This is a genomic window from Pectobacterium actinidiae, from assembly GCF_000803315.1.
Classification (GTDB): Bacteria; Pseudomonadota; Gammaproteobacteria; order Enterobacterales; family Enterobacteriaceae; genus Pectobacterium; species Pectobacterium actinidiae.
In genome coordinates this window covers 2,781,588-2,807,301 of the sequence record NZ_JRMH01000001.1, presented here as the reverse complement: position 1 = coordinate 2,807,301, position 25,714 = coordinate 2,781,588, and the positions used below count along the sequence as shown (strand labels likewise).

Here is a 25,714-nt window from a genome sequence, read left to right as displayed (position 1 = left end):
TCTCCTACTCGTTACGAGGGAAAATAGTGTGCAACGCCTGGCAGGACTCTTCATAGTTACTCTGTTCAAACATCCCCTGCTGCAAGAAGGCTTCCAGGTGCGGGTAAAGCCGAATTGCCTTGTCAAGCATAGGATCGCTGCCTGCGGCGTAGGCACCAACACTGACTAAATCACGGTTACGTTGGTAGCTGGATAGTAACTGTTTAAACTGCCTTACAGAAGCATAATGACCTTCATCGATCAGCGCTGTCATCGCACGACTAATTGATGCTTCAATATCAATTGCCGGATAATGACCAGACTCCGCTAATTGACGTGACAAGACGATGTGTCCGTCAAGAATAGCACGAGCGGAGTCAGCGATAGGATCCTGCTGATCGTCACCTTCTGTTAGAACAGTATAGAAGGCGGTGACTGAACCACCTCCATGAATACCATTACCGGCGCGCTCGACTAGTGCGGGTAATTTAGCGAAGACAGAAGGGGGATAACCCTTGGTTGCCGGCGGTTCGCCAATCGCTAACGCAATTTCACGCTGTGCCATGGCATAGCGCGTGAGCGAATCCATGATGAGCAGAACGTGATGTCCACGATCGCGAAAATCTTCAGCAATACGCGTCGCATAGGCGGCACCTTGCATCCTTAATAATGGAGAAACATCAGCCGGTGCGGCAATAACGACGGAACGTGCTCGTCCTTCCGTGCCCAGGATATTCTCAATAAAGTCTTTTACTTCTCGGCCACGTTCACCGATAAGGCCGACAACGATAACGTCAGCTTGAGTATAGCGTGCCATCATTCCCAACAGCACACTTTTACCCACCCCTGAACCCGCAAATAGACCCATTCGCTGCCCCCGACCTACGGTAAGCAAAGCGTTGATGGCTCGAACACCCACGTCCAACACGCTTTCGATTGGCGTTCTTTGTAATGGGTTGAACGGCGGGGTAATCAGTGGTGCGCGATAGCCTGTATCCGGCGCGGGTAAACCATCCAGTGGTTTTGCACTACCATCCAGTACACGACCCAGTAATTCAGGGCCTAATGGTAATTGTTTCCCCTGACTACTGCTGTCCTGACCGACGCGGGCGTAGACACGCGCTCCGGGGGTAATACCTTCAACTTCTTCCAGCGGCATAAGAAAGAGTTTTTGCCCGTTGAAACCGACGACTTCGCTTTCGATTTCTTCAACCTGCGAACCATTCTGCCGTTCAATGAGGCAGGTGGCGCCCAGCGGCATATGTAACCCTGTCGCTTCCAATACCAAACCTGTCGCCCGGGTTAAGCGGCCGTAACGACGCACCGAAGGCGTGTCATCAATGCGCTTCTCAAATGAATCGAGAGAAGAAAGCCAGCGTCCGAGGCGTGAAGTCATTATAGTTCTCCCGGTGCGGCTAAACGGCAAAGCTCATGCCAGCGTGTTGCCAGGCTGGCATCCAGATCGCCTTCTTCTGCGCTGACTTTACAACCACCAGGGTGAAGTTGGCTATCGGCAAGCAATCTCCAACCATGCAAACTGAGTGTCGGACCCAAATATTGTTCAACACGTTCCAGGTCTGAAGGGTGAACGCGCAGTTGCGTTTTCCCTGAAAACATAGGCTCTTGCTGAATCAACTGCTGTATTTGACCAAGCAGCGCATTACCATCGCATACCGGAGGTTGCCCCAGAATCTGCTTGGCTGCGGTCAAAGCCAACTGCATCAGGCGAGCTGGGATCACACTGTCGAGTGTATCCAGCGACTGTTGAAATTCGGTGACCATTTGCTGCATCTGTTCAATAATCGGTTGCTGCTGCTGTAAGGCGTTCTGCAAACCTTGCTGTTGCCCCTTGGCTAAACCTTCCTGATAACCCGCGTCATAACCTTGTTGATGGCCTTGCGCGAAACCCGTTTCTCGTGCCTGTTGCATTGTGCTTTCACGCAGAGAAGCGAGTTCCTCCTCGGCAGCAGAAAGGGCATTTTCTTCAGAGAAACGCTCCATGTCCGGCAATTCAGGTTCGTCACTCACCTGATATGTTGGAACGGACTTTGAAACGGGCTCCGCCAGATCGTTGAGCTTCCAGGGTTGCCAGGCCAGATTTTTGGGGGCGTTAGACATAAGCATCCTCGCCGCCACCGATAATCATCTCGCCGCTGTCTGCCAGTCGACGGACGATAAGCAGAATAGCTTTTTGTTCGTTTTCGACCTGCGACATACGTACTGGACCGCGAGTTGAAAGGTCGTCGCGAAGAATTTCCGCAGCACGTTGAGACATGTTGCGCAGGAATTTCTCGCGTAAAGGCTCTTCGGCACCTTTCAATGCCAACAGCAGGGACTCGGACTCGACTTCTTGCAGGAGGCGTTGGATGCTGCGGTCGTCCACGTCCACCAGATTTTCGAACAGGAACATTTCGTCGATGATTTTCTGTGCCAGTTCGCCATCGAATTCGCGTACTGCATCGATAACCGCTTCTTCCTGCTGAGTTTTCATCAGGTTGATAATCTCAGCAGCAGTACGAACACCACCCATTTTGCTACGTTTGAGATTCTGGCCATCCAGCAAGCCATTCAGAACGTCTGTCAATTCTGCCAGAGCGGAAGGTTGAACGCCGCCGAAGGTCGCGATACGTAGCATAACGTCGTGACGAAGACGTTCGTCAAACAGAGCCAAGATATCGGCAGCCTGAGCGCGTTTCAGGTGCACCAAGATGGTTGCGATAATCTGTGGATGCTCATCGCGAATAAGGTCTGCGGCAATCTGCGGCTCCATGAAGTTGAGTGTTTCCATTCCACTTGTAGAGTCGCGGCTTTCCAGAATATCTTCCAACAGGCTGGATGCACGTTCTTCACCAAGCGCTTTGACAAGCACTGAGCGCAGGTAGTCACCGGCATTAACACTGAGAGCGGCATATTGCTCTGAATCAGACTCAAATTCTCTCAGGATTTCGAGTAACTGCTGTTGTGATACCTGTCGCATGTTCGCCATTGCAGCACTAAGATGCTGTACTTCTTTGGTCGAAAGATGAGTAAACACTTCTGCGGCGCGGTCTTCACCAATGGTCATCAATAAGATGGCGCTTTTTTCTGTTCCAGTCAGGGTCATAGTTCAGTACTCATCCATTGGCGAATGACCAGAGCGACAACGCGTGGATCGTTCTCTGCCATTTCACGTATACGGTTACTTTGCATTTCTGCATTGACGCGTTGCTGCGATTTCCGCTGTTGTTCAACTTCCGAGCTACTCAAGTTGACCATAACATCGTTGTCTGCACCTTGAGACAGCGCTGCCGCCGCCAATGCCGCTTCTTGTTGCTGTGTTTTTCTCTGCAGTTGTGGACGAACCAGTTTACGCCACAGAATCCAGGCAACGATCAGAACCAGCAGCCAACGGCCAGCTTCGATTAGGAGATCGAGAAATGCTTGTTTTTGCCAGAACGGGAGTTCGCCAGAACCATCGGTGCTGTCCATAAATGGCGTATTAACGACATTTAATGTATCGCCGCGTTCAGCAGAGAAGCCCATTGCTTCGCGTGCTACTGTTTCAATCTGCTTGATCTGTTCTTCCGTCAGCGCAACGGGTTTGCCATCCTCACCAGGAGGCTGGTAGTTAACAATAACGGCCGCAGACAAGCGCTTTACACCACCTGTGCTGTGTTTGGTATGTAAAATCGTCTTGTCGACTTCATAGTTGGTTGTTGCATCATTGCGAACATTTGATGTTTGAATAACGGTATTCGCATTTGCTGCATTAGCTTGCGCACCTGCTGCATTGTTTTGGTTCTGCTGGCCAGCCTGATTGTTCGCATTGGCATTGGCATTGGCATTATTTGGCTGCGTTGCAATAGGGGCTGTAGGTGCCGGTGCGGGCTGATTGGTTAATGCACCAGGGACGCCACCGACGTTCGGGCCTCCTCGTTGCTCACTCTGGCTGGTTTGCTGAGAGCGAACCGCCGCTTTATCTGGCGGTTGGTTGGGTTGGTATTGTTCGTCAGTTTGTTCACGAGCAGAGAAATCGATTTGCGCGGTGACCTGGGCATGTACGTTACCCATGCCCACCATTGGCGCAATGATGGATTCTATGCGGCGTTGGTACATCGCCTCGACTTCGTTACTGTACTTCAGTTGCGCAGCATTCAGATCGCGGCCGCTGCCGCCAGCTTGGGTTAACAGGCGTCCGGTCTGATCAACGACCGTAACATTATCTGGTGGCAGGCCAGCAACACTGCTGGAAACCATATAAACGATGGAATTGATTTGCCCTTCATCTAACGCACGACCCGGTTGTAATGTCAGGGTGACAGAAGAAGAGGGCGCTTTTTGCTCACGAACGAACAGCGAAGGCTTCGGTATGGCAAGGTGAACTCGCGCATTCTGAACGGGGCCGAGCGTTTCTATCGTTCTGGACAGTTCACCTTCCAGCGCACGCTGGTAATTAATCTGCTCGCTGAATTGGCTGATGCCGAACTTTTCCTGGTCGAGCAATTCAAAGCCAACTGCGCCGCCTTTTGGCAGTCCCAATTGAGCAAGTCTGAGTCGGGTCTCATAAACATTAGCGGCGGGAATCATGATCGCTCCGCCATTTTCTGCAAAGCGATAAGGGATATTCAGCTTTGTTAATTCGCTGACAATCGCACCACCGTCACGGTCATTTATATTGCTATAAAGCACTCGATAGTCTGGACCTTTGGCCCATAGCGTCAACGCAACGACGATCGCAATGGTTGCAGCGGCTGCGATCAATAGCGGAATTTTCGGATTGGCGCGTAACCGGTTGAGTATTTCGCCAAAGCTATTTTTACCGGTAGCGGCGCCGGTTAATGAGGCGTTCATACTCTATCTCTGCTTGGTTGTTGAACGATATACTTAACGTTGTGACGTGACAAAACAGAACTCCCTGATTGCGCAATCAATAAAACATTTCGCCTACATTTATCGGCATGTCATTATTTTCCGTAAAAGAAAAATCGATGGGTCGATAAGGTGGCATTTTTCGCGCTAATTGTGCGATTTATCTGAAAAGCGGTGTGATAGGGTAATGCTGTCATAGAAAATGCATAAGCAGTCTACTCTGTATGATGTAGTGAGGTGTTATGTCAGTTCAAGGTATTGATGGCGTTTTACAGCAAATGCAGGTCAAAGCTCTGCAGGCCGCTGACACGCCAATAGCCAGACCATCGGTAGAACCTGGTTTTGCCAGTGAGTTGAAAGCCGCGATCGATAAGATCAGCGACACACAACAGACGGCTCGTACGCAGGCTGAAAAATTTACCTTGGGTGTGCCAGGCGTAGCATTGAATGATGTGATGGTGGATTTGCAGAAATCATCCATTTCAATGCAGATGGGCATTCAGGTGCGTAATAAACTGGTATCTGCGTATCAGGAAGTGATGAATATGTCTGTTTGATGTTGTCTAATGACATCAACCTGCAACAAGTAAGGCCATTGTGCGTAATCTCACTGTTAATGCAATGAAATTACGCACAATATTTATTTTTCCCAACGCCACGTCTGTCTATTCCTTGTCTTAAGGCTCTCTGCTCTTCACATCCTGAAAGTGTACTAATTTTGTTATGCCAATAGTCTGATTGTGTAGAGTAAAATCACCATTTGTGGGGAAAAAAACGCGCCCGTATCAGGCGGAGATAGGGGCGCGCAGTGTTCTGATATACGAGTGTGAAATTATGAGTTCGGCTCGCCTGGAGCAGGGTCACCCGGCAGCAGTCGCTGCCCTGCAAATTCGCTATACGTCGTATTAATTGACTTTTGCTTCAGTGATTGCCCCATTAACGAACTTAACTCGTCCATCCGCTTCTGCAGAAGTTGTTTTACTTTTGCTTCATTATCCATCACTTCCTGCAAAATTTGTCGCAGATGCAAACGCATCACACTGTCAATTTCGTCAGGAATTGGCGTGTTAACTAAGCCTTCAACGGACTGAACATAAACAATCTCTTGCTCAACCAACGTATCCCATTGGCCGCTGACGGCCAAATGAAGAATTTTTTGACTCAAAGACAAAAGCTGTTGGTAATCTTTTAGAAGCCGATGGGGGGAGGCCATTAGCGTACTTCCTGCTCTGGTTTGTAATTAGGGCCGATTTGCCGCCAGGCATCAGCGATATTTTCCAACAATGCTTCGACGTCCTCTATCGCCTTTGCATCGTTATGTAAATTGGCAATCAACAAACGCTGAGACATGTAATCGTACAGAGCGGACAAGTTTTCAACGAGTTCCCCCCCTCTCTCCATGTCCAATCCGGCTTTTAGTCCGTTATTGATAATGTTGATCGCTTTAGATAGCGCCATCCCTTTGCCTGGGATATCGCCTTGCTCCATGAGGATGCGTGCTCGCACCATTGCACTACGCGCACCATCAAACAGCATGACGATAAGTTGGTGAGGGCTTGCGCTCATCACACTGCTTTCAAGGCCTACCTGAGCATAGGCCTGACTGCCTTTCATATTGTACATCTCGTTACCTATCTACTTAATCGGCAAACTTTAGAGACTGGAGAACATACTTGTTAAGCTTGCACTGGTTGAAGCCATGTTAGACATCGCTTTATCGAGATCTGTAAACTGTTTCTGGTAGCGAGCAATAGTTTCTTCAATACCGGCTTGGATTCGCTGAGATTGTGTATCCAGGCTTTTGATTGTTTTACTAATACTATCTTCTTTGGTTTTGATAGTACCATCAACGGTATCAAGGAGCTCTTTCAGATAAACGCGGGTTTGTGTCGCAAAACCCGTTTTGTCATTATCACCTACGAAAAAGGCTTGAACTTTACCTGGCTCTTCTTTAAGCGCTTTTTCCAAAACCGTGTTGTCTATTTCAAGCTTACCGGTCTTAAAGTTTTGCTTGATGCCTAAATCGGCGAGAATATTAAACTCACCATCTCCGCTTTGTACTGTGGTGAGCTGTCCTTTCAGGGCATTCTGTATGCCACGAACTGTTGAATCACCGATTAATGCACCGTTAGTGGTGGATTGGTCTTCCCCAGCTTCAACTGCGGTGTATTTGGTTTGTGCGGCGATAGTATCTTGCAGACTATTGTAGGCATCAACCCATGCTGTTATGGCAGCTTTCATACCCGTAATGTCTTGATCAACGGTCAGAGTTTCAGGTTTGCTTGTTTCTGTTTTAGCCGTCAACGTTAAGGTGACGCCCTCAAAGGCATCATCAATCGTATTGCTTTGACGTTCAATAGTGATCCCATTTGCAACGATCACTGAATTCTGCGCAGCAACTTTTTCGGTTGTGGTACCCAGAACATTACCGCTGTCTGTTAGCGTGATTTCACCGTCTTCGCCAGTATTTCTGGCTGTCAGCATCAGGTAGTATTCGTTATCTTTGGCTTTGACTACGCTCGCACTTACGCCGCCGTTTGCCTTATTAATCGCATCCCGGACGTCGTTTAACGACGTTTCACCACCTTTAATGTCAACCGTCAATGACTTACCATCGGCCTGAGCGATAGTGAGACTGCTATCTGATGAACTTAGCGCTGTCGTTGCACTTGTGTTAACGCCAGAGATAATGGAGTGAGCTTGAGCTAATTGCTGAACCTCAATACTATAACTACCAGCGACGGCCTTGCTGCTTGTTGTTGCAGTAAATGCCTTATTGGTGCTGGATACTTTGGTATTGGTTATTCCATCAATCGAGCCAGTGACAATGCCGAATGATTGGGATTTGGCTAAGGCATTGGTAGCGGTATTGAGTTTATCGAGTGAACTTTTAAGCGCACTGACACCAGTAAGTTGAGCTTTATAACTGGCTTGTTGCGTTGTAATGGGCGTCAAACGCTGATTCTCAGCTGTTCTCAGTTGCGTTAACAAACCGCTCAAATCTAAACCTGAACCCACACCTAATGAAGATATGCTTGCCATAATCGAATCCTTTATCTATCCAGAGCCAATGGTCTATAAGACGGTTATCGGCAGTACGAATAATAAGTTTAGCATTTTGAGCGAGTGTTATTACTTTCCAGTATCATCGATCTTGCTTTAGGTCGGCAGACCCGTGCCTCAGTTGTGTTACCAGGCGCAAAAAAAAAAGATGTGTGTTAAAAAAATTAAAGCTTTTGAAAAGTGTTCCGATAAACAATCACAACGGGGATGACCCCGTGGGTCTAACCCGAAGCTTACATCTTATTGATTAAGGAACGCTATCATGGCATCGATTAATACTAACATCATGTCTCTGGTCACCCAGAACAACCTGAACAAGTCACAATCTTCTCTGGGCACCGCTATTGAGCGTCTGTCTTCTGGTCTGCGTATCAATAGTGCAAAAGACGATGCTGCTGGTCAGGCGATTGCCAACCGTATGACTGCACAGGTTAAAGGCCTGACTCAGGCTGCGCGTAACGCTAACGACGGTATCTCTCTGACGCAAACGGCAGAAGGTAACCTGAACGAAATCAACAACAACTTACAGCGTGTTCGTGAGCTGGCGGTTCAGGCAGCAAGTGATACCAACGGTAGTACTGACCGTACTTCAATCTACACTGAAATGAAGCAACGTCTGGACGAAATCGACCGTGTTGCTAAATCAGCATCTTTCAACGGCACGAACCTGCTGGACGGCACTGCAAGCGGCGGTATCAACATTCAGGTTGGTGCAAACACCGGTGCTAACGAAGTTATCACTATCGATTCAGGTGCGCTGGTTAATGCCTCAACAACTTCAGGGTTGTCTTCTGGTGTTTCTACTGCGGTAGATGCAATCAGTGGTGGTACTGGTGCTGCAAGTGGTTCAGGTGCTATCGGTGGTTCTGGTGGTCTGGCACAGCAAATCGTCGATGCCGTTGATACCGCACTGAAAGCAGTAGACACCGCGCGTAGTAATCTGGGTGCGATCCAGAACCGTTTCGAATCTACGATCACCAACGTGAACAACACGATCAACAACCTGTCGAACGCCCGTGGCCGAATTCAGGATGCGGATTATGCGGTGGAAGTGTCGAACATGACCAAGGCGAACATTCTGCAACAGGCAGGAACATCCGTTCTGTCCCAGGCGAACCAGGTTCCTCAGACCGTTCTGTCTCTGCTGCGTTAATCGTAAGCAATATAGTATTACTTTTAACCCGGCCATGTGCCGGGTTAAATATATCAATCGCTTGTATTTCAGTGTCATCTTACGCCTGTTTTTAAAGCCTCTTCATGATGCTTCTATCTTAATTTTCTCCATTCTTTATCTTTCTGTACCTTTCGAACAACTTATCTCCTGTTTATAGTCTCCAGAAATAACTTGTAAGTGATTGTTTATCATGAAAGAAAACTAAGTGAGTAATGAAGGGGTTGGCTCTGGTACATTTTGCCAGGAGAAGAAACGATAGTTTTGATTTTAATGCTTTAAATAGCATGGTAATTGATTGGTTTATTTATCGTTTAGTTTGATTTTCTCTCTTTACAATGAAAGTATTTATATATCCGTTTTGTCTACAAGGCTCCTCTCTATGCCACGCGTCTTTATCAGTACACTTCAACTTATCGACTACAGAGATGAAACACTCGCCATTTTGGATCTGATGGGTGGATTCATCGATAGCGGTTGGGGGGTGGATGTGTATTGTCATCAGTATGATACGCGCATAAAAAACCTGATAGAGAAGAAATTTCCAGGTAAAGACATTTTTGCCACTGCTGATACTGATTATATTTTCAATGAAAATTATGATCTATTCTGGATTCAGTATTTTTCACTAAATACCAGTATACTAGACAGGTTCCTGAATGGTGGAGTCACAACGAATATCATATTCGATCACCAGTCATTGGATAGCCGAGAAGCCGCATCGGCTGATATTTTGCTTGAAAACCGCTTATGCGATCGAGCGTTAGTCACATTGCCTCGATTGACCAATTTTTTGAATGAAGGTGGGATAACGAGCTCGTTGATATCCGTATTCCCTCATTCTTCTCCTGATTTTTATTTCAATCACACTTCGCACGCAAATAACAAGAGTCTAAAAAAGATACTTATTGTCGTGGAAGAAACAACACCGATGCTCAAGGCGTTGATAAGTGAATTGGAGAAATTTTCGATAGCTTGTGAAATTATGAACCGAGAGCAATGGGTTCATAATAATACAGTTACGGATTTTGATGCTATTGTTGCTAGTGGGATTATTGCACAATATGCGCTGTGTTTAGGAAAGCCTGCCTATTTGTATCAAGACAATTTTTTCATCGGGTATATTACTGATGAATTGGTTGAGGGCAATGTATTTCGTAATGAAACAGCTGGGAAGGCTCTTTCTTCCGAAGAAGTGGCAGAGAGCATTTATAAGGGTTATGAGCAAGCTGCGAAATATACCCAGCAACGCTCAGATTATTATAATAAATCCTGGCGGTTATCAAATACGTTACCCGAGCTACTTGACAGCTTGCCAGAGCCGACACTTAAAACTATAACCGACCAAGAATTGCAAAGGCTCGCCCTTCATAACTTAACGTTGCAGGATAAAACGAAGCCTTTTTATTCCGTTGATAAGTGGCTGAGTGAGCGATTGATTAGTCCTGCTCGTCGTGATTTATTGCAAGCGTTTATCCAAGCCTATCCAGACATTGGTAATATAAGCATCGCGGTACTGGCACAATCTAACGACAACAATGCCATAAATGCTTCATTAGCGAGTGTCCAGGAGCAATTTTATTTGGCTAAAGAGGTCTATGTACTGACCTCGAATGGTTTCACTTGCGCGGATGCTCCCGGTACAGTTACATGGTTATCATCTGATCGTGTTGAGGAAAGCCAACTGAATGCCGTTCTGGCCCAAACATCAACATCCTATCTGTTAGTTTTACGTGCTGGGGAGCGGTTACTTCCGCATGCATCATTATTATTAGCTGAGCACCGTCTGCGTTTTCCTTCGGCGAAAGCCTTTTATTTTGACGAAGCGATTCTGAAAGAAGGTAAAGCAGAAAATCCAATGCTTAAGCCTGAATGTAATATTGATATGCTGCGCAGTTTTCCCTATATCGGCCGTAATCTAGCCATTGATGTGTCAACTCTGCGTCAACAAGGCATTATTCCTTCGGTAGGCGAATCTCTTGAACTGCATGATGTGATTTGGCAACGGATAGAACAAGAAGGGCCGCAAGCGATTGGTCATATTCCTGAAGTGCTGGTTTATACCACAGACTCATTGTTCGACTGGTTGAACAGCGACGGAGTGACACAGCACTACCCTGATATTATCCAACGCCATCTTGCTCGTTGCCATGTTGAAGCTGTTGTTTCAGCATGCAACAATGATGGGATATGCCGTATTCAATATCAACATGCAAGTAAACCGCTTGTTTCCATCATTATTCCTACGCGTGATCACCTACCTGTAATTAGTCGGTGTATTGAAACGCTGATGGAACGTACGCAATATCTCAATTACGAATTGTTAATTGTCGATAATCAGTCAGCAGAGGCAGGTGCCTGTCAATATTTAAGACAGCTTGCTGCAATGGAATTAACTCAGGTTCAGGTTTTGTCGTGGCCACATCCATTTAATTTTTCCGCCATTAATAATTTTGCTGCTCAAAAAGCGAAGGGCGATGTTCTGCTTTTCCTTAACAATGATACTGAAATTACCAATGGAGATTGGCTGAATGCTTTATTAAATCATGCACTGCGTCCTGAAGTTGGTATTGTTGGGGCTAAACTGGTGTTCGATGATGGACGAATTCAGCATGGCGGTATTGTCTTGGGAATGAATGATAGCGCCGCGATTGCATTTCAGGGGATGGGGGCGGAATCAAAAGGTTATATGAGTCGTCTGCGTACAACTCATAATGTCAGTGCAGTTAGTGCGGCTTGCATGATGATGCGGCGTGACGTTTATGTTGAGCTTGGTGGATTTGATGAGCAGCAATATCCCACCTATTTTGGTGATGTTGATCTTTCGCTTAAAGCACGACAACAGGGCTATCTGGTTGTGTGGACGCCAGAAGCTCAAGTGATGCATTTAGGCGGCGCATCGCGCTTATTACAACAGCACTTCAAGCTGTCACCGTTACCGCAAAAGTCAGATGTTGAGCTGCTTTATGATCGCTGGCTACCGCAACTCGCGAACGATCCGTGCTATCACCCTGCTTACGGTAAGCATGCTCCGGGGTTTTCTCTCACGCCAGAAATGGCTCGATGCCAGCGTGCATTGCCTGGGCGACCTCTGCCTGTGGTAATTGGGAGTCATAGTGATTGGCATGGATGTGGACATTATCGTGTTATTTTCCCTTTTCAGGCATTAGAACGAGAAATGCACATAGAAGGGGGCCTGAAACATGGCGTACCAAAATTGGTCGATGCTGTTGATATGGAACCCGATGTTGTGATTGTTCAATCTGCCGCTGGTGCTCAGACTCCAGAGATGGTGGCACAGTATCGCAAATATACGCGTTCATCGATTGTTGCGGAATTTGATGACTATATTCTTAATATCCCTATCAACAGCGGTAATAGAAAAGCATTCTCGCAGCAATTAATTAAAAATTTCCGTCGTTCGCTGGAATCGGTTGATTGGGTTGTGGTTTCTACGCCAGCACTGGCTGAAGCCTACTCTGCTTACCACTCAGATATTCGTGTTGCATATAACCGTCTACCTACATCCTGGTGGAAAGGGTTAACGAGTCTGCGTCAGCAAGGGCGCAAACCTCGGGTGGGTTGGGCTGGGGGGAGTAGCCATAAAGGTGATTTGGCTATTCTCCGCTCGGTGGTGAAAGCGCTTGAAGATGACGTTGAGTGGGTTTTCATGGGGATGAAGCCTGAAGGTGTGAAATGTGAATTTCACGCAGGTGTCCCTATCGAATATTACCCACAAAAGACAGCGAGCCTGAATCTCGATTTGGCACTGGTACCGCTTGAGTATAATCTGTTCAATGAATGCAAAAGTAATCTACGGCTCATGGAGTTAGGTGCTTGTGGAGTACCGGTAATTTGTACTGACATTGAGCCTTATCGCTGTGGTTTACCCGTAACACGGGTTGATAATCGTTTCAAAGATTGGATGGACGCAATTCGCATGCATATCTCTGATATGGATGCGACAGCAAGAATGGGTGATCAACTAAAAGATACCGTATATAAAGATTGGATGCTTGAAGGTGATGGCTTAACGGATTGGTTACAGGCCTGGTTGCCAAAATAGCGAGATAGCGTAGTAACACAACTTGAGGATGTGATAGCGCATTGGTTGCTGAAGAGCCAAGGGCGGTAGCATTCTCTCTTTTAAATAATAGCGATAGACTTTTTGTAAATAGCGTATACGAGCGTTTGAGTTTCAGGATAAACGATGAATAAAAAATTTAAATATCCTTATGTAATGACTGTTCCTGGTTATATTGAAGCCTCTCTTGGGATTCAGGTTGTGCATCGTCTTTGCCACCTTATTAACCAACATGGTGGTGAAGCATACGTAGTTTCTCCGGAAACTAACCCAGAATGGAATACGCCACAATTAACTTCTGGGAAATTTAATGAGTATAAAGAATCAGGGGAAATATTCATCGCGGTTTACCCTGAAATAGAGTCAGGCAATCCTCTGGAAGCGCCTGTTTGTGTCCGATATATGCTGAACAAAGAGGCGGTACTGAATGGCAATAGTATTAATGCTGATGAAGACGATCTCTTCTTCTTTTATCGACAAGAATTTGCTGAAAATGAGGCTAATGTCAATTTACTAACGATATCAACTTATGATTTGTCAGTGTTTTGTGATGATGTTAAAGAGAAAGATCTTGATCTCTTGTATTTAAACCGAGTCCCGCGTAGTTCTGTCGATTTTTCAACGCTGCCTGAGAATATAAAAATTTTATCGATGGAACAGCCATTGTCGCTGAATGAACTTGCTAAAGTGCTTAAGCGTGGGCGAGTTATGTATTCTTACGAAGCATCTGGTACTTGTGCTTTAGCAGGATTATGCGGTTGTCCTGTGGTTGCCAGAGTTGCTTCTGGGTACGAAAAATATGCTATTACGGAGAGTACCTCTAAAGATGCGGGTAATGCTGATGTCGCCTGGGATGATTCTCCGCATGAATTGGAACGAGCAAAGGCGAACCTTTATAAATATAAAGACTTTTATGAAGGATTGGAAAGTGTATCCAATCAGCAATTTTTTAAGTTTCTTGAAATCACACAAGATAAAGCGCAAGAGCGTTATAATAAAAATCATAAAGAAAATGTAATGGAATGGGTTAGGCAGCGAGAGCTTTCTCCTGAAAGAATTTCCCTGGTTTCCAGAAGTATTAATGAACTGGTCTCACCTCAAACCATTTATATCGGCATTTATGATCAATCGAAATCTTGGCATGCGGTTTTAACTACATTAGAGTCTTTATTGCCTGTGAAGGGGATGTATTCAAGATTAAACTGTATCGTTTTTTCCGATGGAGATTATACTCTTCCTAAAGATTTTGAATCTTGGGTCTCACTATGCGAAACAAATAACTTAAGCGCTACTATAAAAAATATAGCGATGGAGCCGTGCTTTGACTGGCTTCAATATGTGAGAGCTGGTGTTGAATTTCTCGCAGATGGTTTTTTTTCTGCTATATGTTACTTAAATAGAGTGAATGAATGTAGAGCAATCTATCCTGATAAAATATTTATTAATGAATGTGAAGAATTAGAGTCTGCTTTTTTGCCTGATTTTAGCATTGATTACTTTCTTGGTTTTCCCAGTGCATTTTTTATTGGCTGCTTTTTCCATCAAAGCATATTTAGAGACGCAAGTTTTTGCAATAATATTCCTCCTGATTTTTTTGATTTCGATGTTCTGATGAAATTGATTACTGAAAAAGGTAATGGGAGTGTTGGCCATTTTCCTGAGCCAGTGTTAATCAGTGAATTAAAAAAAGAATTAGATAGTAGTAAAGCTGATCAGTTAGTTAGTAACTATTTAAACGCAAAAGGTTATGTGAATAGTCTGATTTTACACAATTCCTCAGGTGGATGTCGGATTGTTTATGGTCATACCAAGGAACTACCTAAAATTAGTATTGTTGTTATCGATAACGGTGATGTCAATACATTGCAGCGCTGTATTATGGGGTTGCTGGAAAAGTCTAAATATACCAATTATGAAATTTTGATTTTAAGTTGCTATGCCGATATTGACGAGAATCGTTACTGGTTAGAAGAAGTCAGTAAAATTGATCCTAAAAGAATAAAAATAATCCTATCTCCACATAAGGAAAGCCGCTCTAGACTCAATAACATTGCAGCTAATCAAGCATCGGGTGATTATTTACTCTTGCTTGATGTGGCGGTTTTTCCTGCGCATGATGAATGGCTGGAAAATTTAGTCAATCATTGCCTGCGTGATGAGGTTGGATGCGTTGGCAGCAAAGTGATTAATCTCAATGAGAAAGTTTATTCAGCAGGCATAGTGCTTGGGCTCAATGGTGTAGCAGAAAGTCCTTTTATTGGAAGCCATTATTCAGCCCCTGGTTATATGCATCGTTTAGCAATAGAACAAAATTATAGTGTACTTCCCGAATTATGTTTACTTGTAAGACGTTCTGTTTATCAAGATGTTGGTGGCATAGACGAGTCACTGACTGAGGGATATCTTGCCGATATCGACTTAAGCCTAAAAATTCGTGACGCAGGTTATCTTTCTGTTTGGACTCCTTACTCTATTGTCGCGACTGATTTATCTCCAGAAAAAAATGATAGAAAAAATGAAACTTGCTCAGAACAAGTGAAGGCTATCTATCATAAGTGGGGTGATGTCATTGCTAATGATCCTGCCTATAATAAAAATTTGTCATTAACAAGAAATTATAGAATAGAAAAATATATCAGGCCGCGTGAGTTATCGCTAGAGCCTCAACGCTTGCCCCGTATAATGATGTTTTCTGGCAGTTCTAATCCGATGGAGATATATCGGCTAGACGAACCTTTTTATAAAATGAGATACAATGGAGTTGTTGAAGGTGCAGTGGCTTCAGAACCTCTTATTATATCTGATTTTTTGCAAACAAAGCCTGATGTTATTATCACTCAGAATCATATTCAAAGTAGAAAGATAATTGATTTCAAGTCGATGAAAGATTGTTTTTCTATTTATGACATGAACTATTATGAATCAAACAAGTTTGATGATAGTAAAAATAAAAAAGAACATTTGAATAAAATAAAAGAAGACTTGGCTCCATTTGATAGAGTGATTGTCGGGTCTGAAGTGTTAGCAGAGCAATATGGCAGAGTGCATCACGATATTCAGGTTTTACCTACATATTTACCCCATTTTTGGAATGACCTTGCCTTCACACGTAGGACAAGCGATAAACCTCGTGTTGGGTGTATAACACAGGATCTCAGTGATGAAGATATTGAATTAGTTTCTAACGTCATCCGTGACTTTTTCCACCACGTTACATGGGTGTTTTTGGGCGCTTACCCTCCTAAACTGAAACCATTTATTCATGAGTATCATCGTTATCACGGTTTTACACATTACCCTCAGCAACTAGCTTCTCTTAATCTTGATTTCGCAATAGCACCGCTGGCTGATAATAATGCTAATCGAGCCCGCAGTAATATTCGTCTATTAGAGTTAGGTATCTGTGGAATACCGATTATATGCAGTGATGTTTTATGTTATAAAAGCAGACTTTCCGTTAATGTTGTGAAAAATAGATACAAAGACTGGTCTTCAGCAATGAGTCAATATATCAATGATGTTGATGCGGCCAGGAAAGTTGGTGCAGTGTTAAAAAGTGAAATTCAAGAAAACTGGATGATTAATCAAAAAAATCTGGAAATTATAAAGAAAAATTGGCTGCCACGATAATTTATTATATTAAGGGCTGTTTATGAAAAATGAAATATATGTCACCAGTCCACTGCTTCCTCCGCTTGAGGAGTTTATTCCTTATTTGGAAAAAATATGGGAAAATAAAAGATTAACGAATGGTGGACCTCTACATGAGCAGCTTGAGCAAGAACTGGCCAAATACTTAGGAGTCGAGTATATCAGTCTTTTTTCAAATGGTACTTTGGCTCTATTAACTGCATTGCAGACATTGCGTATTACCGGTGAGGTCATTACTACTCCTTATTCCTTTGTCGCGACTTCACACTCGCTTTTATGGAATGGACTAAAACCCGTATTTGTCGATATTGACCCTCTTACGTGCAACCTCGATCCTGATAAGATTGAGCAAGCGATTACTTCTGACACTTCAGCTATTATGCCTGTGCATTGTTATGGTATTCCTTGCGATGTTGAACGTATTCAAGCGATTGCAGATAACTATGGACTGAAAGTTATCTATGATGCCGCCCATGCATTTGGCGTGAAAAAAAACAATATCAGTATTTTGAATCATGGCGACCTATCTATTCTAAGTTTTCATGCAACTAAAGTTTTCAGTACTGTTGAGGGCGGTGCTATTATATGCCCTGATAAGAAGACAAAAAAACGTATCGATTATCTTAAAAATTTTGGTTTTGCTGATGAGGTCACGGTTGTTGCACCTGGCATCAACGGTAAGATGAATGAAATACAGGCTGCATATGGATTGCTACAGATTAAACATATCGATGTCGCGCTGAATAAAAGAAAAGAAGTTTATAATTTATACGCTGAACTTTTAAAAGAAGTCTCGGGAATTAAAATAATAAATATTCCACATGATGTTACTTGGAATTATTCTTACTTTCCTATATTTTTGTCTGACTCTTTTCCTAAAAAGAGAGACGAGATTTATGAGCATTTAAAAACAAAGAATATATTCTCGCGGCGTTATTTTTATCCGCTGATTAGCTCATTTCCTATGTACAGAGGTCTGGACTCGGCAGAGGAACGTTTATTACCTAGTGCAGTGAATATTTCTGATAATGTATTATGTCTTCCTATTTACCCTGACTTATCTGAAGAAGATATATTTAAAATAGTCGAGTTTATTCTTGAATGATCGGTTTTTCATAAATATATGTTAAGCATCTTTGCACTGCGTCTTTATTTACTAGCAAGATTAAATTATTAATTTAAATAAAGCTTTCATTGGCTTTTTATTTTATTTGGAGAGTGAATATGGTTTTGAATTTTTTAGTTTTCCCTAGTAATATGCCTGAGTCTAAGGTGTTCGCAAATTTTGCCAGATCCATTGGTGGCAACATCATATATGCATCTTCAGAAACTAAAAAAGATATCAATACTCAGCATCTTCCTTATATTACAGATGAATCTTTTCAGTCTGATTTTGAAGATATGCTACGCCATAATAATATCAACTATGTTTACTCTCCACACACTGTAGTCTGGCAGTATTTGAATAAATTAAAAGAAACAATATCATACGATTATTCAGTTTGTAATTTGCCCCCATTGGATTCTGTTTTTAATAATGTAAAAGATGCATTTTCATGGGCTAAGGAAACAACAAAGGATATATCTAAAAATAATCATTTTAATTCCGGTGTGATATTGAAAGAAAATGAGTATGCAAATTTATATATAAAATATAATGATATTCCAGGGCAAAGTGATAATGTTAAGTTGAGATCTTTATGTTCGATATTTACGGACACACCTAAAGGAGATATCATTGAAATAGGTTCCTTTTTAGGTCGATCGGGATTTGCTTTATCTTGGTTAGCTCAACGATATGAAATTGGTAGTGTTGTATGCGTCGATCCTTGGGAAGGCGAACTCAGTGGTGATCAAGGCAACGATGATAAAGTGGCTCTCGTCAATGACTCTCGCGATCAGGTTAATTGGGATAGTGTTTTCTCAGGCTTTCTTGCACATAACTCTGGACAGAAAAATCTAACTTATATTCGCGCTGTTTCTGAGAAAGCAATTTCAGAATATCTGCTCGCTACGAAGCGTGGCGAAATTTGTAATGATGAGTTCGGATGCGTAAAAATAGAGGGAAAAATAGCTCTCCTACATATAGATGGAAACCATAAATATGAGGAAGCTAAAAAAGATGTTGATAATTGGTTTCCTCTTGTTAAGAGCAATGGTTGGGTACTTATTGATGATTATGACTGGGCATTTGGTGATGGGCCGAAAAAAGTTGGTGATGAGTTAATCAATGATCCTCGAGTGGCATATCATTTTATCGAAGGTGATACATTATATATGAAGATTCGATAGTGATTTAAATAATCTATTTTTATCATGCCTATCTTTTTTCTGAAGATAAACATATGAGAGTCTTACAGGATTCGGCATGACATGATCGTTTCCTGAAATAAATAGAGACATTCACGAAATTTTATCTATTTTAAATAGAGATAAAAGACACTTTTGACACAATGATTTTTGCTTTGAGTGTTTCTATGAAAAACAAAATGTTAGCTATTTATGGTTCGGGTGGTCTGGGTAGAGAGTTTTTTGATATAGCGAATGCTATAAATATAAAATCAAAATCTTGGTCAGAGATTGTTTTTATCAATGACTATGAAAATAATGGCGAAAATCTGGGCGCTAAAGTATTTAGCTTTGATTCGATAATGAAAAATAAGGACGCTTATGAGGTTATTATTGCTATCGGCGAACCTTCTTTACGTGAAAAACTTTTTAATAAAGCTAAGAGCAATGGACTGAATATTGCTACATTGATCGATCCAACGGCACGAATCTCACCCAGTGCAATAATAGGTGAAGGTTGTGTTTTATGTGAGTATTCGTCAATTCACTGTAATGTGAACATTGGTAATAACTGCCTCATTCAGCCATACAGTTTGCTTGGGCATGATATTGTTGTTGGTAGCCATTCTGTTTTCTCCGCCCATTCCGCACCTGGTGGATCATCTGTTTTTGGCGATAGAGTTTATGTTGGAATGCATGCAACGATTAAAGAAAAAATTACTGTCGGGGATGATGCCATAATATCTATGGGGGCCGCTGTATTTAGAGATGTTGCGGCATGCTCTGTAGTAATAGGCAATCCAGCACGTGTTACGAAAGGAAATGATGAGGGCAAGGTTTTTTTATAAAAACCAATTCATTTACCTATTTGTATATTAATTTTTTAACTCAGAATACATCTATTTAAAATCAAGATTTACACATAAATCTTGTTCTTTCATCTTATGAGGAAAATATGACTAACCTAGAGAAATATACCAACGCATTTGCTACAACATTTGAAATTGAAGCGGAAAGTGCAAGCGAGCTAAAATACCAGTCCATTGATGCATGGGACTCTGTTGGGCATATGGGACTGGTTGCTGCAATAGAAGATACCTTTGACATTATGCTGGATACTGACGACATTGTTGATTTGAGTTCATTCAAAAAAGGGATCGAGATATTAGGTAAATACAATATTGAAATCTCTGAGGGTTAATAATGAGTGAGTCTTCTATTTTAAGAAACCTCTCTCCTGTTGAAATTCAAAAATATCAGCAAAATCGCTATCCTTGCTTTTTTTTAGATTTAATAGAGGAAGCGATTCCCGGGGAAAGTGCGAAAGGGTTTAAAAATTTCACCTATAATGAATGGTTTTTTCCTGCCCATTTTGAAGATGAACCCGTTGTCCCTGGGTTCATTCAAATAGAAACGTTAACACAAGTTTTTTTAATGACATTTTTAACTATTCCTGAAAATAAAGGAAAGAAAACAGGCTTTTTATCTGTTAAAAATGCCGATTTTAAGAAGAAGATAATTCCGGGAAACCGCTTGGATATTATTGCGGAATTGAACTCCTATCGTCGGGGAATTGCCAGTGGGAAAGCTACCGGCTTTGTTCATGGCGAATTAGCGTGCCAAATTGAGCTAGTTGTTGCTGTACCAGATACTTTGAATAAATTTCTTCCGAAGTAATATTTTTTAGGAAACCTTTATGATTCGCGTCGCAGATTATGTTATGAAACGCCTGTACCTGGAAGGGGTTGAACACCTATTTATGGTAACGGGCCGAGGGGTACTTTATTTGTCTGACGCTGCCGCCAAGCAGGAAGGGTTAGACTGCATCTGTGTTCATCATGAACAAGCTGGTGCATATGCTGCGATGGCTTATTCTCAGGTAAATCATAAAATGGGTGCCTGCCTGGTTTCTACAGGGTGTGCCTCCACGAATGCCATTACTCCTGTACTCTGCGCTTGGCAAGATGACGTCCCGATGGTTGTGATCTCAGGACAGAATTCATTAAAGGAAACGGTAACCTATACTGGGCTGCCTATAAGGACTTATGGGCAACAAGAAGCTGATATCATCAGTCTGGTTACGCCGATTACTAAATATGCGGTTATGGTTTCAGATCCTGAAAGTATCGCGATGGAGCTGGATAAGGCCTTTCACTTGGCTCTCTCTGGTCGGAAAGGCCCCGTATGGATTGATATTCCTCTCGATATTCAGAATATGCGAGTTGATGAAGATGAACTAAAGCGACTCGAATTTAATGAAGATAAATTATCCGCTTCTGATGGCGATATCGAATATTTACTAGAGGCATTAGCTGCTTCTGAACGTCCTGTTATCTTGATTGGTAGCGGCGTTCGTTCTGCAGGCGCTGAGGCGGTTTTAGATTCAGTGGTTGATAAGTATTCAATACCGGTTGTTTATACAGCCTCAGCTACGGATATATATAAGTCTGATAAAAAACTGTCGATTGGTGCTGTAGGTACAATGGCGACGAATAGAGCGGCTAATTTTGCTATGCAGAATGCCGATTTATTAATTATTGTTGGCTCTCGTATGACATCGATGACGACGGGAAATAACCCCGATAAATTTGCGAGATGTGCGAAAATTATCGCTATTGATATTGATGAAAATGAATATAAAAAGGATAATTTAACAGTAGATAAACTTATCCTATCTGATGCTAAAGATTTCTTGAATAAACTTAGCAGCAAAAATGTAAACACAAGCTGGAGTGCCTGGGTTGATAAGTGTTTGCATTACAAAAATATATTTCCTAAGTGCGAAGATAAATATAAATTAGACGGAAAGGTTGATTTGTATTATTTAGCCGATGTTCTCTCGGCACATTTGGATAATGATGCGGTTTTTGTGACTGACTCTGGTTTGGAAGAGTTGATTATGCCAACAACCATTTCATTTAAAGAGCAGCAAAAGTGTTTGCATCCTGTATCTCAGGGGGCGATGGGATACGCATTACCCGCAGCGATCGGAGCATATTATAGTTCAGGGAAACAAGTCGTTGCTGTTGTTGGTGATGGTTCCATAATGATGAACTTGCAAGAGTTGCAGACAATTAGACATAATAATTTACCTATTAAGATTTTGGTAATTAATAATAACTGTTATGCCGTTATTAGAAAGAGACAGGTTGATTTATTTAGAACAAGAACTGTCGGCACAGATGCTGATAATGGTGTCTCTTGTCCTGAATTCGAAAAAGTTGCTAACTGTTTCGATATTCAGTATGAGTTCATTGAAAACACGCATGTAGTTGATCAAAAAATTCAGGAAGTCCTGAACCGTGAAGGTCCAGTCCTCTGTGAAATTTTAAGCCCAGAAGATCAAGAGTATATTAATACCTCTTATGTTCGCAACATGAAAGGGCGCTTTGTCCAGAGGCCTTTAGAAGATCAATCTCCTTTCCTGGAAAGAGAGCTCTTTTTATCAGAAATGATTATTGATCCAATTGATCAGTAAAATATATCGAGGTATATGATGGCAGATATTTTATTACGGGATGGTAAAATAATAGGTTCTTATAAAAAACCGTATATTATTGCAGAAGTAAATTCAAGCCATAACGGAAATATTGACGTCGCAAAGGATATGATAACTAAAGCAAAGGATGCAGGATGTGATTGTGTAAAATTTCAGTCCTGGTCTACTGATTCTTTGTACTCAAAGGATTACTACGATAGCAATCCTATTGCAAAACGGATAATCTCAAAATTTTCATTGCCTGAAACAGAACTGTTAGAATTATCCAAATATTGCAATGAAATAGGTATCTCATTTTCTTCTACTCCTTATTCTCGCGGAGAAGTAGATTTTTTAGTAAATGAGTGCAATGTTCCCTATATTAAAATTGCTTCTCAAGATGTTAATAATTATCCATATCTTGAATATATTGCGAGCAAGAATGTCCCTATCATTCTTTCCACAGGAATGGCCGAGCTTGATGAAATAAAAAAGGCTATCGATACTATTGAAAAACAAGGTAATCGTAAGATCATTCTATTGCATTGTATTTCAATTTATCCTGCTGAACCAGAGACAATAAATCTCAATAACATAATCGGGCTGAGAGAAATATTCAGGGATTACCCAGTTGGTTTCTCAGATCACTCTTTAGGAACTGAGATGGCGGTCGCTGCTACAGCGTTAGGAGCCTGTGCCGTTGAAAAACATCTTACATTGGATAAGAGTAAGATGGGAATGGACAACAACATGGCCATCGAACCAGAAGAAATGGCGGTTTTGGTTCATGGCTGTCATAGTGTCTTCTCTGCTATGGGCAATAAAGAGCGAGTCGTCTCAGTAGAAGAATATGAACAGCGTAAAAAAATGCGCAGAAGCATAGTGTTTGCTAGAAATTTACCAGCAGGACACAAATTATCGATCAATGACATGGATTTTAAGCGTCCAGGTACAGGTCTTGCTCCGGAATTAACAGATAGCCTGATTGGACGTGTGTTAAGCAGAGATGTTGAGGCCGATCGGTTAATATCCCAAGATGACATTAGCGGGACGTTGTAGTCAAATGCCTTATTATCAAGCGGGTGATATCACTATCAACCGCTTTATTTTTCCGTATATTAACTCTAATATGTATATCATATTAGGGAGATGTTCTGCATTAGTTGTTGATCCTCATGAATCTGAAAGTGCTTATATATTGTTGAAAAATAGCAATGTAAAAGAGGTTGTGATTTTATTAACGCATGAACATCCCGATCATACGTCCGGTGTAAACTGGCTAAAATCCATATTTAAATCAACACTGATCTGTCAAAGAAAATGTGCAGAATCTATTCTTGATAAAAGAAATAACCGGCCAATTTTGATTTCTTTTATTCTTGCAGAACAAGATAAAGTTAATGGTACTGATTTCTCTAAAGAATTTAACAAAAATTTCCCATCTTACAAATGTGTGGCTGATATTGTTTTTGATGATGAAATTATTTATCTTTGGGAGGGGAATGAAATAAGAATTACGTCAATTCCTGGTCATTCAGCAGGAAGCGTGTCGATTATTGTTAATAATAAAATATCTTTTACTGGTGATTCATTATTAAAAGATGTCCAGGCCATTACCAGGTTTCCAGGTGGAAATCATAAAAGCTATAATGATGTAGCATTGCCTTTCTTTTTTTCTCTAGATAAAAATATTGTATGTTTCCCAGGTCATGGTGATAGCTTTATCATAGGGGAGAGAATCCATGCTGTTTGATTTTAATAAGTACATACATAACACTGCCATTGTTACTGAAAATGGTAGCGAAGTTTCTTATAAAGAATTAGATTTATTTAGTAATGAACTTGGCGAGAAAATAAGGGAACGTGCTTTAATATTTAGTTTGTGCTCTAATTGTCTGGGCGCGATAGTTGGATATGTTTCAGCATTAAAACATGATGCAGTTCCATTACTGCTTGATAAAGACATTGATTCAACGTTATTGAGCAATCTTATTGATATTTATGAGCCTGATTATATTTATGTGCCAGTGGAGAGACAATCGCTATTCTCATATAAAACCGTATTTTTACGACACGGGTACGCATTGTTAGAGACAAATATTCATCATAATAAAAATAATTCTTTAAACAGCGATCTGGCGTTATTGTTGACGACATCCGGTTCGATGGGTAGCCCTAAATTAGTTAGACAAAGCTATCAAAATATTGAGTCTAACGCGTCAGCGATTGTTGAATATCTTGGCATAACGAAAACTGATCGCGCAATCACTCTTCTACCAATGAATTATACCTATGGACTATCCATAATTAATTCACATTTTAGCATTGGGGCAAGTGTTGTATTAACGAATAGCACATTAATGCAAAAGGAATTTTGGACTCTATTGCAAGTGAGCAATGTGACATCTATTGCTGGGGTACCATACACTTATGAAATGCTTGATAAATTAAAATTCATGAGAAGGGATCTTCCCAATTTAAAGACGCTCACGCAAGCAGGTGGGAAGCTCTCATTAGAGTTGCACGAAAAAATTGCCCGATATGCGTATGATAATAATAAGAAATTCTTTGTGATGTATGGGCAAACAGAAGCTACAGCAAGAATGGGATACCTGCCGGCAGATAAAACGTTAGAAAAAATAGGCTCAATGGGTATTGCGATTCCTGGCGGAAAATTTTCTTTAATAGATGAAAACGGTAATTTAATAAACTCACCTGAAACCGCAGGAGAGCTTGTCTATCATGGAGATAATGTAAGTCTGGGGTATGCCAGTTCGCGCGACGATCTTTCAGAAGGGGATGACTTCAAAGGGAGATTGCTTACTGGAGATGTTGCAAAGTTTGATAACGATGGTTTCTTTTATATCATTGGACGAAAAAAGAGATTTTTAAAAATATATGGTAATAGAGTAAACCTTGATGAAACTGAGCGTTTAATAAAATCTAACTTTATAGATATCGATTGCGCCTGTTGTGGTATTGATGATGCCATGGATATTTATATTACGAATAATGATTGTATTCAGAATGTCAGGGATTTTGTTGCTAAAACAAGTAAGATAAATTTCTCTGCTTTCAAGGTTAAATATATTTTTTCCTTGCCGAAAAATAACGCTGGGAAAATATTATATAGCGAACTTGGGAAATAATA

The 25,714-nt window shown here is 41.8% G+C and carries 20 protein-coding genes; 13 read left to right on the top strand and 7 right to left on the bottom strand.

Translation table 11 applies throughout. The annotated features are described in order from the left end of the window. Positions 1-4: 4 nt before the first annotated feature. The 4 genes from fliI to fliF are packed head-to-tail and all read right to left on the bottom strand — an operon-like array spanning position 5 to position 4,809. Complete coding sequence (gene fliI / locus KKH3_RS11960; RefSeq protein WP_010279628.1) at positions 5-1,375, bottom strand: flagellar protein export ATPase FliI; 1,371 nt, start codon at positions 1,373-1,375, stop codon at positions 5-7. Further along, entirely contained in the window at positions 1,375-2,097 is a 723-nt protein-coding gene (gene fliH / locus KKH3_RS11955) for a flagellar assembly protein FliH (protein WP_039359825.1), read from the bottom strand. The genes fliI and fliH overlap by 1 nt, the downstream gene beginning before the upstream one ends. After that, on the bottom strand, positions 2,090-3,082 hold the full coding sequence (gene fliG, locus KKH3_RS11950; RefSeq protein ID WP_039359823.1) for a flagellar motor switch protein FliG: 993 nt from the start codon (positions 3,080-3,082) through the stop codon (positions 2,090-2,092). Before fliG ends, fliH begins: the two co-directional genes overlap by 8 nt. Continuing rightward, positions 3,079-4,809, bottom strand: coding sequence for a flagellar basal-body MS-ring/collar protein FliF (fliF, locus tag KKH3_RS11945; RefSeq protein ID WP_039359821.1), 1,731 nt, complete (start codon positions 4,807-4,809; stop codon positions 3,079-3,081). The genes fliG and fliF overlap by 4 nt, the downstream gene beginning before the upstream one ends. A gap of 260 nt (positions 4,810-5,069) precedes the next feature. Here fliF and fliE point away from each other — a divergent pair, with 260 nt between their 5' ends. Next, positions 5,070-5,384, top strand: a complete 315-nt coding sequence (fliE, locus tag KKH3_RS11940; protein WP_010279635.1) for a flagellar hook-basal body complex protein FliE — start codon at positions 5,070-5,072, stop codon at positions 5,382-5,384. A 275-nt stretch (positions 5,385-5,659) separates the two neighbouring features. Here fliE and fliT read toward each other — a convergent pair whose 3' ends face one another. From fliT to fliD, 3 genes are read right to left on the bottom strand one after another with little or no spacing between them, the layout of a single operon-like run. Next, positions 5,660-6,040 (bottom strand): flagella biosynthesis regulatory protein FliT, encoded by a 381-nt coding sequence (gene fliT / locus KKH3_RS11935; protein WP_039359819.1) that lies wholly within the window; start codon positions 6,038-6,040, stop codon positions 5,660-5,662. Further along, positions 6,040-6,450, bottom strand: coding sequence for a flagellar export chaperone FliS (fliS, locus tag KKH3_RS11930; protein ID WP_039285815.1), 411 nt, complete (start codon positions 6,448-6,450; stop codon positions 6,040-6,042). The genes fliT and fliS overlap by 1 nt, the downstream gene beginning before the upstream one ends. A gap of 30 nt (positions 6,451-6,480) precedes the next feature. Further along, positions 6,481-7,869, bottom strand: coding sequence for a flagellar filament capping protein FliD (gene fliD, locus KKH3_RS11925; RefSeq protein ID WP_039359818.1), 1,389 nt, complete (start codon positions 7,867-7,869; stop codon positions 6,481-6,483). Positions 7,870-8,152: 283 nt separating this feature from the next. Between fliD and KKH3_RS11920 the strand changes: the two genes are divergently transcribed. The 12 genes from KKH3_RS11920 (at position 8,153) to KKH3_RS11865 (ending at position 25,712) form a co-directional block, all read left to right on the top strand. Next, positions 8,153-9,043 (top strand): flagellin N-terminal helical domain-containing protein, encoded by an 891-nt coding sequence (locus tag KKH3_RS11920; protein WP_039359816.1) that lies wholly within the window; start codon positions 8,153-8,155, stop codon positions 9,041-9,043. 400 nt (positions 9,044-9,443) lie between these two features. Next, a complete protein-coding gene (locus KKH3_RS11915) occupies positions 9,444-13,127 on the top strand; it encodes a glycosyltransferase (RefSeq protein WP_052201332.1) in 3,684 nt (1,227 codons plus the stop codon). Positions 13,128-13,271: 144 nt separating this feature from the next. Continuing rightward, positions 13,272-16,775, top strand: a complete 3,504-nt coding sequence (locus KKH3_RS11910; RefSeq protein WP_039359814.1) for a glycosyltransferase — start codon at positions 13,272-13,274, stop codon at positions 16,773-16,775. A 22-nt stretch (positions 16,776-16,797) separates the two neighbouring features. After that, positions 16,798-17,901 carry a DegT/DnrJ/EryC1/StrS family aminotransferase gene (locus KKH3_RS11905; RefSeq protein WP_039359812.1) on the top strand — a complete coding sequence of 368 codons (1,104 nt, stop codon included), beginning with the start codon at positions 16,798-16,800 and terminating at the stop codon, positions 17,899-17,901. Between the two features lie 119 nt (positions 17,902-18,020). Beyond that, positions 18,021-19,088, top strand: a complete 1,068-nt coding sequence (locus tag KKH3_RS11900; RefSeq protein WP_039359809.1) for a class I SAM-dependent methyltransferase — start codon at positions 18,021-18,023, stop codon at positions 19,086-19,088. A gap of 185 nt (positions 19,089-19,273) precedes the next feature. Then, on the top strand, positions 19,274-19,933 hold the full coding sequence (locus KKH3_RS11895) for an acetyltransferase (RefSeq protein WP_159440283.1): 660 nt from the start codon (positions 19,274-19,276) through the stop codon (positions 19,931-19,933). Between the two features lie 107 nt (positions 19,934-20,040). After that, positions 20,041-20,286, top strand: coding sequence for a hypothetical protein (locus KKH3_RS11890; protein ID WP_039359806.1), 246 nt, complete (start codon positions 20,041-20,043; stop codon positions 20,284-20,286). A 2-nt stretch (positions 20,287-20,288) separates the two neighbouring features. Beyond that, positions 20,289-20,762, top strand: coding sequence for a 3-hydroxyacyl-ACP dehydratase FabZ family protein (locus tag KKH3_RS11885; RefSeq protein WP_039359804.1), 474 nt, complete (start codon positions 20,289-20,291; stop codon positions 20,760-20,762). A gap of 19 nt (positions 20,763-20,781) precedes the next feature. Further along, positions 20,782-22,563, top strand: a complete 1,782-nt coding sequence (locus KKH3_RS11880) for a thiamine pyrophosphate-binding protein (protein ID WP_039359801.1) — start codon at positions 20,782-20,784, stop codon at positions 22,561-22,563. A gap of 15 nt (positions 22,564-22,578) precedes the next feature. After that, complete coding sequence (locus KKH3_RS11875) at positions 22,579-23,622, top strand: N-acetylneuraminate synthase family protein (protein ID WP_200802243.1); 1,044 nt, start codon at positions 22,579-22,581, stop codon at positions 23,620-23,622. A 4-nt stretch (positions 23,623-23,626) separates the two neighbouring features. After that, entirely contained in the window at positions 23,627-24,316 is a 690-nt protein-coding gene (locus tag KKH3_RS21350; protein WP_052201331.1) for an MBL fold metallo-hydrolase, read from the top strand. Further along, positions 24,306-25,712, top strand: coding sequence for an AMP-binding protein (locus KKH3_RS11865; protein WP_039359796.1), 1,407 nt, complete (start codon positions 24,306-24,308; stop codon positions 25,710-25,712). The genes KKH3_RS21350 and KKH3_RS11865 overlap by 11 nt, the downstream gene beginning before the upstream one ends. Positions 25,713-25,714 lie beyond the last annotated feature (2 nt).

Coding starts and splice junctions, on each gene's coding strand:
- fliE (WP_010279635.1), top strand. CDS start 5,070: ATGTCAGTTCAAGGTATTGATGGCGTTTTACAGCAAATGCAGGTCAAA.
- KKH3_RS11915 (WP_052201332.1), top strand. CDS start 9,444: ATGCCACGCGTCTTTATCAGTACACTTCAACTTATCGACTACAGAGAT.
- fliD (WP_039359818.1), bottom strand. CDS start 7,869: ATGGCAAGCATATCTTCATTAGGTGTGGGTTCAGGTTTAGATTTGAGC.
- KKH3_RS11895 (WP_159440283.1), top strand. CDS start 19,274: ATGAAAAACAAAATGTTAGCTATTTATGGTTCGGGTGGTCTGGGTAGA.
- KKH3_RS11920 (WP_039359816.1), top strand. CDS start 8,153: ATGGCATCGATTAATACTAACATCATGTCTCTGGTCACCCAGAACAAC.
- KKH3_RS11910 (WP_039359814.1), top strand. CDS start 13,272: ATGAATAAAAAATTTAAATATCCTTATGTAATGACTGTTCCTGGTTAT.
- fliT (WP_039359819.1), bottom strand. CDS start 6,040: ATGGCCTCCCCCCATCGGCTTCTAAAAGATTACCAACAGCTTTTGTCT.
- KKH3_RS11890 (WP_039359806.1), top strand. CDS start 20,041: ATGACTAACCTAGAGAAATATACCAACGCATTTGCTACAACATTTGAA.
- fliI (WP_010279628.1), bottom strand. CDS start 1,375: ATGACTTCACGCCTCGGACGCTGGCTTTCTTCTCTCGATTCATTTGAG.
- fliH (WP_039359825.1), bottom strand. CDS start 2,097: ATGTCTAACGCCCCCAAAAATCTGGCCTGGCAACCCTGGAAGCTCAAC.
- KKH3_RS11905 (WP_039359812.1), top strand. CDS start 16,798: ATGAAAAATGAAATATATGTCACCAGTCCACTGCTTCCTCCGCTTGAG.
- KKH3_RS21350 (WP_052201331.1), top strand. CDS start 23,627: ATGCCTTATTATCAAGCGGGTGATATCACTATCAACCGCTTTATTTTT.
- fliS (WP_039285815.1), bottom strand. CDS start 6,450: ATGTACAATATGAAAGGCAGTCAGGCCTATGCTCAGGTAGGCCTTGAA.
- fliF (WP_039359821.1), bottom strand. CDS start 4,809: ATGAACGCCTCATTAACCGGCGCCGCTACCGGTAAAAATAGCTTTGGC.
- KKH3_RS11875 (WP_200802243.1), top strand. CDS start 22,579: ATGATGGCAGATATTTTATTACGGGATGGTAAAATAATAGGTTCTTAT.
- KKH3_RS11880 (WP_039359801.1), top strand. CDS start 20,782: ATGATTCGCGTCGCAGATTATGTTATGAAACGCCTGTACCTGGAAGGG.
- KKH3_RS11900 (WP_039359809.1), top strand. CDS start 18,021: ATGGTTTTGAATTTTTTAGTTTTCCCTAGTAATATGCCTGAGTCTAAG.
- fliG (WP_039359823.1), bottom strand. CDS start 3,082: ATGACCCTGACTGGAACAGAAAAAAGCGCCATCTTATTGATGACCATT.
- KKH3_RS11865 (WP_039359796.1), top strand. CDS start 24,306: ATGCTGTTTGATTTTAATAAGTACATACATAACACTGCCATTGTTACT.
- KKH3_RS11885 (WP_039359804.1), top strand. CDS start 20,289: ATGAGTGAGTCTTCTATTTTAAGAAACCTCTCTCCTGTTGAAATTCAA.